Raw genomic sequence first — 7252 nt, forward strand, 5'->3', positions numbered from 1 at the left:
GCGAGGAGTTCGCGGGTGGCGGCCAGGTCCATGCCGAGGACCGCGGCGACCTCGTGGGGGGCCAGGCGGTGGCGGACGGCGAGTTCCAGGGCCTCGCGCCGGGCGCGGTGCCGTAACCCTTGATCGAGACGACCGCGCCGGCGGGTGACACCGCCACGCGGGCGGTCCAGTGGCCGGACGGCTCGTGCAGGTGGTCGACGTACACCCGGATCGTGCGGGACTCGCCGGGGCGCAGGGTGCCGGAGGACTGGCTCAGGTAGAGCCAGGACGCGCCGACGGAGGCGGACCAGCGGACCGGGGCGTCGCCGGTCGCGGTCAGGGTGACCAGCGTGGTGTCGCCGTCGTGGCCGGCCGTGACGCTCAGCGCGCTCTTCTCGCCCGCGCCGGAGACGCTGACGACCTCCACGGAGACGTCGGCCTCGCCGTTCTCGCCGAAGCCGGTGCCGGGAGTGGTGCTGGCGTTGCCCGCGTTCTCGTAGCCGCCGCCGGAGTCGCCGTCCAGGCCGTCGGGGCCCTGCGCCTCGCTGGCGCTGGACGAGCGGCCGTCCTCGCCCTCCACGACGGGGGTGCCGCGGTAGGCCGCCCACAGCGCGAGCACGGGCGCCGCCACGACGGTGGCGACGACGGTGGTGGTGACGGCACGCGCGCGCAGCCGGTCCCGGCGGGCGGCGCGGTCCTTGGGGTCCATGGGGAAGCCGCGGCGGTCGAAGCGGGGAGCGGCGATCCGGGCTCGCGTGACGTGTGCCATGGCGACGTGCAGCGCGGTGCGGGGGGCCTCCAGGACGGGGAGTTCGGCCGGAGTGACGCTGGTGCCGGGCCAGCGGCCGGGGATCGCACGTTCCGCCGTGCGGCGGCAGCGGGGGCAGTCGTCCACGTGCCGGACCAGTTCGCGGCGCAGGGCGGCGCTGAGCACGTACCGGTTGTCGCCGGTCAGGCGGGCCACGCCGGCGCAGGTGCCGGTCTCCACGACGGCCAGGGCGGCGCGGGTGCGTTCGACCTCGCAGGCGGCGGAGGCGAGGAGTTCGCGGGTGGCGGCCAGGTCCATGCCGAGGACCGCGGCGACCTCGTGGGGGGCCAGGCGGTGGCGGACGGCGAGTTCCAGGGCCTCGCGCTGCTCGGGGGTGGTGCCGGCGGCCTCCGGCCAGGCCAGCTGGGCGAGTTCGCCGCGGTGGCGTTGCCGGGTCTTGTCGTCGGGGGTGCCGGTGGCCGTCGCTTCGCTGGTGGTGTCGCCGGTGCTCGTGCTGGTGGGGCGGCCTGCCGCATGACTGCTCTGACGTTTCTGCTTGGCCTCGGTCAGCCTGCGGAGGCAGGCCCAGCGGGCCAGGGCGTACAGCCACGCCCTGCGGTCCTGGGCGGAACCGGGGCCGCGGTTGCCGCGGCGCTGGGCGAGCGCCAGGACGTCGCCCAGGGCGGCGGTCGCGGCGGTGTGGTCGCAGAGCACGGACAGGCAGTACGTGAACAGGCCGTCCAGATACGCGTCGTACGCGGCGTGGCGCGCGGGCGGCCGCTGCGCCAGGGAACGCGCCGCGGCGCGGTCACGCGCCTCCCGGTGCGCTCGGTGTGCGCCGGTCGTGCGGGTCGTGGTCTCCGGACTGCTCCTCATCACTCGGCGACCGTAGGGGGCTATGGGTGGCGCGAACTGGCGCGTTGGGCACTTTTAATCCGTACGGGTGAAACGATCCCTCATAAGGGGACAGGAGGCGGTTGTTCCGGGGGGCGGGGTGCCTCCGGAACCGCGCCCGCGCCGGGGTGTCAGTGGGGGCCGTTACGGTTCGTGCATGGCTGCCCGTGCGAAGTCCACCAAGGAACGGCCGTCCTTCCGCTGCACCGAGTGCGGCTGGCAGACGGCCAAATGGCTCGGTCGCTGTCCCGAGTGCCAGGCCTGGGGCACCGTCGAGGAGTACGGCGCGCCCGCCGTGCGGACGACGTCGCCGGGGCGCGTGACCACCTCCGCGGTGCCGATCGGGGAGGTCGACGGGCGGCAGGCGACCGCGCGGTCGACGGGTGTGCCGGAGCTGGACCGGGTGCTGGGTGGCGGGCTGGTGCCCGGTGCCGTGGTGCTGGTCGCGGGTGAGCCCGGGGTCGGGAAGTCCACCCTGCTGCTGGACGTGGCGGCCAAGTCGGCGAGCGACGAGCACCGGACGCTGTACGTCACGGGTGAGGAGTCGGCGAGCCAGGTGCGGCTGCGGGCCGACCGGATCGACGCGATCGACGATCACCTCTACCTCGCCGCCGAGACCGATCTCTCGGCGGTGCTGGGGCATCTGGACGCGGTCAAGCCCTCGCTGCTGATCCTGGACTCCGTGCAGACCGTCGCCTCTCCCGAGATCGACGGCGCCCCCGGCGGCATGGCGCAGGTGCGGGAGGTGGCGGGGGCCCTGATCCGCGCCTCCAAGGAGCGCGGGATGTCCACCCTGCTCGTGGGGCACGTCACCAAGGACGGCGCCATCGCCGGGCCGCGGCTGCTGGAGCACCTGGTGGACGTGGTGCTCCACTTCGAGGGTGACCGGCACGCGCGGCTGCGGCTGGTGCGGGGGGTCAAGAACCGGTACGGCACGACCGACGAGGTCGGCTGCTTCGAGCTGCACGACGAGGGGATCACCGGGCTCGCCGACCCCAGCGGGCTGTTCCTCACCCGGCGTGCCGAACCCGTGCCGGGTACCTGTCTGACCGTCACCCTGGAGGGCCGCCGGCCGCTGGTGGCCGAGGTGCAGGCGCTGACCGTGGATTCCCAGATTCCGTCGCCCCGGCGTACGACCTCGGGGCTGGAGACGTCCCGGGTGTCCATGATGCTGGCGGTGCTGGAGCAGCGCGGCCGGATCAGCGCCCTGGGGAAGCGGGACATCTACAGCGCGACGGTCGGGGGCGTGAAGCTGTCTGAGCCCGCCGCCGACCTCGCCGTCGCGCTCGCGCTGGCCAGTGCGGCCAGTGACACCCCGCTGCCCAAGAACCTCGTCGCCATCGGCGAGGTCGGCCTCGCCGGAGAGGTGAGACGGGTCACGGGCGTGCAGCGCCGCCTCTCCGAGGCGCACCGGCTGGGCTTCACGCACGCCCTGGTACCGGGCGACCCCGGCAGGGTTCCCGACGGCATGAAGGTCCTGGAAGTCGCGGACATAGGGGACGCCCTGCGGGTGCTTCCGCGCTCGCGTCGGCGAGACGCCCCACGGGAGGAGGAGGACCGCCGGTAGACTTTGCCCTGGTCTCGCCCGTCCGTACGACCGAGTGTGCGACACGGGCGCACCAGAAGAACCTGCGACCGGAGGAGTGCAGTGGCAGCCAACGACCGGGCAGCAGCTCCCGGAAAGTCCGGTGGGAGTGCCGGTGCCGATGGCCTGATGCGCGCCTCGCTGAGCGCCGTGGCGCCCGGCACGCTGCTGCGGGACGGCCTGGAACGGGTCCTTCGCGGCAACACCGGCGGTCTGATGGTGCTGGGGTCGGACAAGACCGTCGAGTCGATGTGTACGGGCGGCTTCGTACTGGACGTCGAGTTCACGGCGACCCGGCTGCGCGAGCTGTGCAAGCTCGACGGCGGGATCGTGCTCTCCTCGGACCTGTCGAAGATCCTGCGGGCGGGCGTGCAGCTGCTGCCCGACCCGACCATTCCGACCGAGGAGACCGGCACCCGGCACCGTACGGCGGACCGGGTCAGCAAGCAGGTCGGCTTCCCCGTCGTGTCCGTTTCGCAGTCCATGCGGCTCATCGCCCTCTATGTCGACGGGCAGCGGCGGGTCCTGGAGGACTCCGCGGCGATCCTGTCCCGGGCCAACCAGGCGCTCGCCACCCTGGAGCGCTACAAGCTCCGGCTCGACGAGGTCGCCGGCACGCTCTCCGCGCTGGAGATCGAGGACCTGGTGACCGTCCGGGACGTGTCGGCGGTCGCCCAGCGGCTGGAGATGGTGCGCCGGATCGCCACCGAGATCGCCGAGTACGTGGTGGAGCTGGGCACGGACGGACGGCTGCTGGCGCTGCAGCTGGACGAGTTGATCGCCGGCGTGGAGCCGGAGCGCGAGCTGGTCGTTCGGGACTACGTGCCCGAGCCGACCGCCAAGCGGTCCCGCACGGTCGACGAGGCGCTCGCCGAGCTGGACAAGCTCAGCCACGCCGAGCTGCTCGAACTGTCCACGGTGGCCCGGGCGCTGGGCTACACCGGGTCTCCCGAGACGCTGGACTCGGCGGTGTCGCCGCGCGGGTTCCGGCTGCTTGCGAAGGTGCCGCGGCTGCCGGGCGCGATCATCGACCGGCTGGTGGAGCACTTCGGCGGCCTGCAGAAGCTGCTCGCCGCCAGCGTGGACGACCTCCAGACGGTGGACGGCGTCGGCGAGGCGCGGGCGCGCAGCGTGCGTGAGGGGCTGTCGCGGCTGGCGGAGTCGTCGATCCTCGAGCGGTACGTCTGACTCCGTCGGCCCTCGCCTGCTCGCGTCAGTCGCTCTTCAGCACGAAGGACGTCCGGACCTTCTCGAAACCGGGCGCCTTGGCCTCCACCAGGTACGTCCCCGCCTTGGCCGAGCCCGCCGGGGGCGTACCGCACTCGGGGGCACTCGGCTTGCGGTCCCACTTCACGGTGTAGGTGATGCCGCTGTTCGCGGCCACCCGGTACTGGAGGCTGGCCTTGCTCTTGTCCTCGACGCAGTCGTCCGAGGCCCAGTAGGCGTCGTCGCCGCTGGCCGGGGTGATGGTGAACACCGCGTGTCCGGGGCCCAGATCGACCTTGCAGTCGCCGCCGGAGGTGTTCCGCGCGGTCAGTTCGAAGGCGGGGGTCTGTCCGGGCGTGTAGCTGTTGCGGACGCTGCGCAGGCTGAACTTCACCGCGCCCGGGGTGCAGTCGGGCAGGGCCGAACCGCCCGGCAGTGCGTCTCCCGCGCCGACACCCGTCGCCGCGCCGCCCCCGGAGCCCCCGCCACCGGCGCTGCCGGGGTTGCCGGCGTCCTCGCCGGAACCGGCGCCCTCGCCCGAGCCGCCCTCGCCGCCGCCGGAACCCGAACCCGACCCCGTACCACCGGAGTCCGCGCTCCCCGACTCGTCGCGGCCGCCCGGGGCCTCACTGATCGCGGGCCCGGACCCCGAGGGCCCCGGAGTGATCGACGGGGCCGGGTTCTTGCCGTCGGCTCCGTCGTCGCGCCCCTTGTCGCCGCCTCCGCCGCCGGAGACCACGATCCACGTGATCAGCAACGCCAACAGGGCGAACAGGGACAGCAGTACGGCCCTCCGTCGCCAGTAGATGGAGGAGGGAAGCGGCCCGACCGGATTGCGCAGAGATCCCACGGCGCAAACTGTACGAGAGATCCGCGCGTTCCCTTGTCCCACCCGCCGTTCAGGCCCGCAACTTTTACGGATCATCATCCCGGAGACCGACCCCGCCCCCTGCCGATCGTCGGGTGCCGGACGTGACGATCGCAGGGTGTGACCGTTTCGAGCAGCCGCCTACCGTCCGTGAGCATGACTTTCGAGGATGACGATCTCTACCGCGACATCAACGGCTTCGCCCAGGACACCCCGGCGTGGGTCCAGCACACGGCGGAGGTGGGGACGGAGGCGGGCATCCTGGTGTTCGGCGCGCTGTTCGTCGTCGCCTGGTGGCGCTCGCGGCGCGATGACCCACGGGCGTTCGCGATCGCGGTCCTTGCACCTGTGGCCACGGCTGTCGCGTATGTGTGCAGTGAAGTACTCAAGTCCGTTGTGGAGGAGGAGCGTCCGTGCCGGGCGGTCGCCGGGGCGGTGCCCTCGCTGGCGGAGTGCCCGCCGACCGGTGACTGGTCCTTCCCGAGCAACCACGCGACGATCGCGGGCGGTGCGGCCGTCGCCCTGGCCCTGGCCCGGTGGACCGCGGTCCGGGTGACGGCGCCGCTCGCCCTGCTGATGGCCTTCTCCCGGGTCTTCGTCGGCGTCCACTACCCGCACGACGTCGTCGCCGGGCTGCTGCTCGGCGCGGTGGTCGCCGCCGTGGCCGTACGGCTGGGCATACGTCCGGCGACGCGGCTGGCCGAGGCGATGCGGGGCTCGTCGGCGCCGGTGGCGCGGTGGCTGACCGGGCCGGGGGCCGTGGCGCCGGGCGCGTACGTCGCCTCGCACCGGCGCCGCTGACGGGCGGGCGGGAAGCGGGAGGGCCTACGCGTCGTCCGCCTCGACCAGGCCCGCCTCGTAGGCCACGATCGCGGCCCGGACCCGGTTGCGCACCTCCAGCCGGTCCAGGACCGTGCTCACGTACGCCTTCACCGTGCCCTCGACGAGGTGCAGCCGGGCCGCGATCTCCGGGTTGGACAGACCGGCGCCGACGAGGCCGAGGACCTCGCGCTCCCGGGGGCTGAGCCGGGCCACGCGGGCGCGGGCGTGCTCCTCGCGGGCGAGCCGGCCGCTGCCACCGCCGCGGCCGAGGTCCTCCACGACGTACCGGGCGACCTTCGGGGAGAGGAAGGCGGCGCCCTCCGCCACGGCCCGTACGCCGGCCATCAGTTCGTACGGGTCGCCGGACTTGAGCAGGAAGCCGGTGGCCCCCGCGGCCAGGGCGCGGGCCACGTAGGTCTGTTCGGAGAACGTGGTCAGCATGGCGACGGCGGTGCCGGGGGCGGTGCGTACGATCTCCTCGGCCGCCGTGAGGCCGTCCAGGCGGGGCATGCGGATGTCCAGCAGGGCCACGTCGGGGCGGTGCGCGCGGGCCAGTTCGACCGCCTCGCGTCCGTCGCCCGCCTCCGCGACGACCTCGCTCTCGCCGCCGCTCGCCAGGATGGCGCTCACCCCCGCGCGGACCATCGCCTCGTCGTCGGCCAGCAGGACCCGGATCATCGTGCGGACTCCTCTTGTCGGTGCGTGTCGGCGCGTTCACTGTCGGCTCCGGGGACGACGTCCTTCGTGAGGAGTCGCCGCCGGTCGTCGAAGCAGAGCCGGAAGTGGTCGATGGAGACGAGGAGTTCGCCGCTCGCCCGGTAGTAGCGGCAGTCGGCGTCCGGCGGCGGCGCGGGGGCGCGGTCGGTGGGCGGGTCGTGTGCCTCGCGGTCCGGCAGTACGGGGGCCATCTCGTCGTAGGCGGTTCCCGGGCGCAACTGCGCGTAGGCGCTCGGAGTCAGGACCGAGCGGGTCTCGGTGTAGGCGTACCAGGCGAAGGCCGCGATACACACCGGACGCGGCGGACGAGCCACTCTGTGGTGATCTTGGTGGCCTCCGCACCATTCAAAAAAAACGTAGCTCAGAGATTCGACGAGCAGCGTGTCGTGACCGAGGCTAGATATCGACAGTATGCTGATAGTTACATCGACTC

7 protein-coding genes are annotated in these 7252 nt (G+C 73.2%); 3 read left to right on the forward strand and 4 right to left on the reverse strand.

What is annotated here, in order from left to right; translation table 11 throughout:
- On the reverse strand, nucleotides 1–1603 hold a 1603-nt coding region (locus DMH12_RS35900; protein ID WP_221763152.1), incomplete at its 3' end, for a BACON domain-containing protein.
- Nucleotides 1604–1778: 175 nt separating this feature from the next.
- Between DMH12_RS35900 and radA the strand changes: the two genes are divergently transcribed.
- Both radA and disA read left to right on the forward strand, forming a co-directional pair.
- On the forward strand, nucleotides 1779–3188 hold the full coding sequence (radA, locus tag DMH12_RS35905; protein ID WP_125495495.1) for a DNA repair protein RadA: 1410 nt from the start codon (nucleotides 1779–1781) through the stop codon (nucleotides 3186–3188).
- Between the two features lie 81 nt (nucleotides 3189–3269).
- Nucleotides 3270–4394: a DNA integrity scanning diadenylate cyclase DisA gene (gene disA, locus DMH12_RS35910; RefSeq protein ID WP_073726741.1), complete on the forward strand. Its 1125-nt coding sequence runs from the start codon at nucleotides 3270–3272 to the stop codon at nucleotides 4392–4394.
- A gap of 25 nt (nucleotides 4395–4419) precedes the next feature.
- Here disA and DMH12_RS39355 read toward each other — a convergent pair whose 3' ends face one another.
- Nucleotides 4420–5262, reverse strand: a complete 843-nt coding sequence (locus DMH12_RS39355; RefSeq protein WP_185832744.1) for a hypothetical protein — start codon at nucleotides 5260–5262, stop codon at nucleotides 4420–4422.
- Between the two features lie 174 nt (nucleotides 5263–5436).
- Here DMH12_RS39355 and DMH12_RS35925 point away from each other — a divergent pair, with 174 nt between their 5' ends.
- Nucleotides 5437–6081, forward strand: a complete 645-nt coding sequence (locus DMH12_RS35925) for a phosphatase PAP2 family protein (protein WP_185832745.1) — start codon at nucleotides 5437–5439, stop codon at nucleotides 6079–6081.
- Between the two features lie 24 nt (nucleotides 6082–6105).
- On the opposite strand, the gene DMH12_RS35930 is transcribed toward DMH12_RS35925, so the two are convergent.
- Together DMH12_RS35930 and DMH12_RS35935 are read right to left on the reverse strand one after the other, a co-directional pair.
- The gene (locus DMH12_RS35930) at nucleotides 6106–6780 is read right to left on the reverse strand and encodes a response regulator transcription factor (RefSeq protein ID WP_125495499.1); all 675 of its coding nucleotides are present in this window, start codon (nucleotides 6778–6780) and stop codon (nucleotides 6106–6108) included.
- Nucleotides 6777–7112: a hypothetical protein gene (locus DMH12_RS35935; RefSeq protein ID WP_125495500.1), complete on the reverse strand. Its 336-nt coding sequence runs from the start codon at nucleotides 7110–7112 to the stop codon at nucleotides 6777–6779. Before DMH12_RS35935 ends, DMH12_RS35930 begins: the two co-directional genes overlap by 4 nt.
- Between the last annotated feature and the right edge of the window lie 140 nt (nucleotides 7113–7252).

Origin of the sequence: Streptomyces sp. WAC 04229, assembly GCF_003947455.1 — a bacterium.
In the GTDB taxonomy this organism is placed as follows: domain Bacteria; phylum Actinomycetota; class Actinomycetes; order Streptomycetales; family Streptomycetaceae; genus Streptomyces.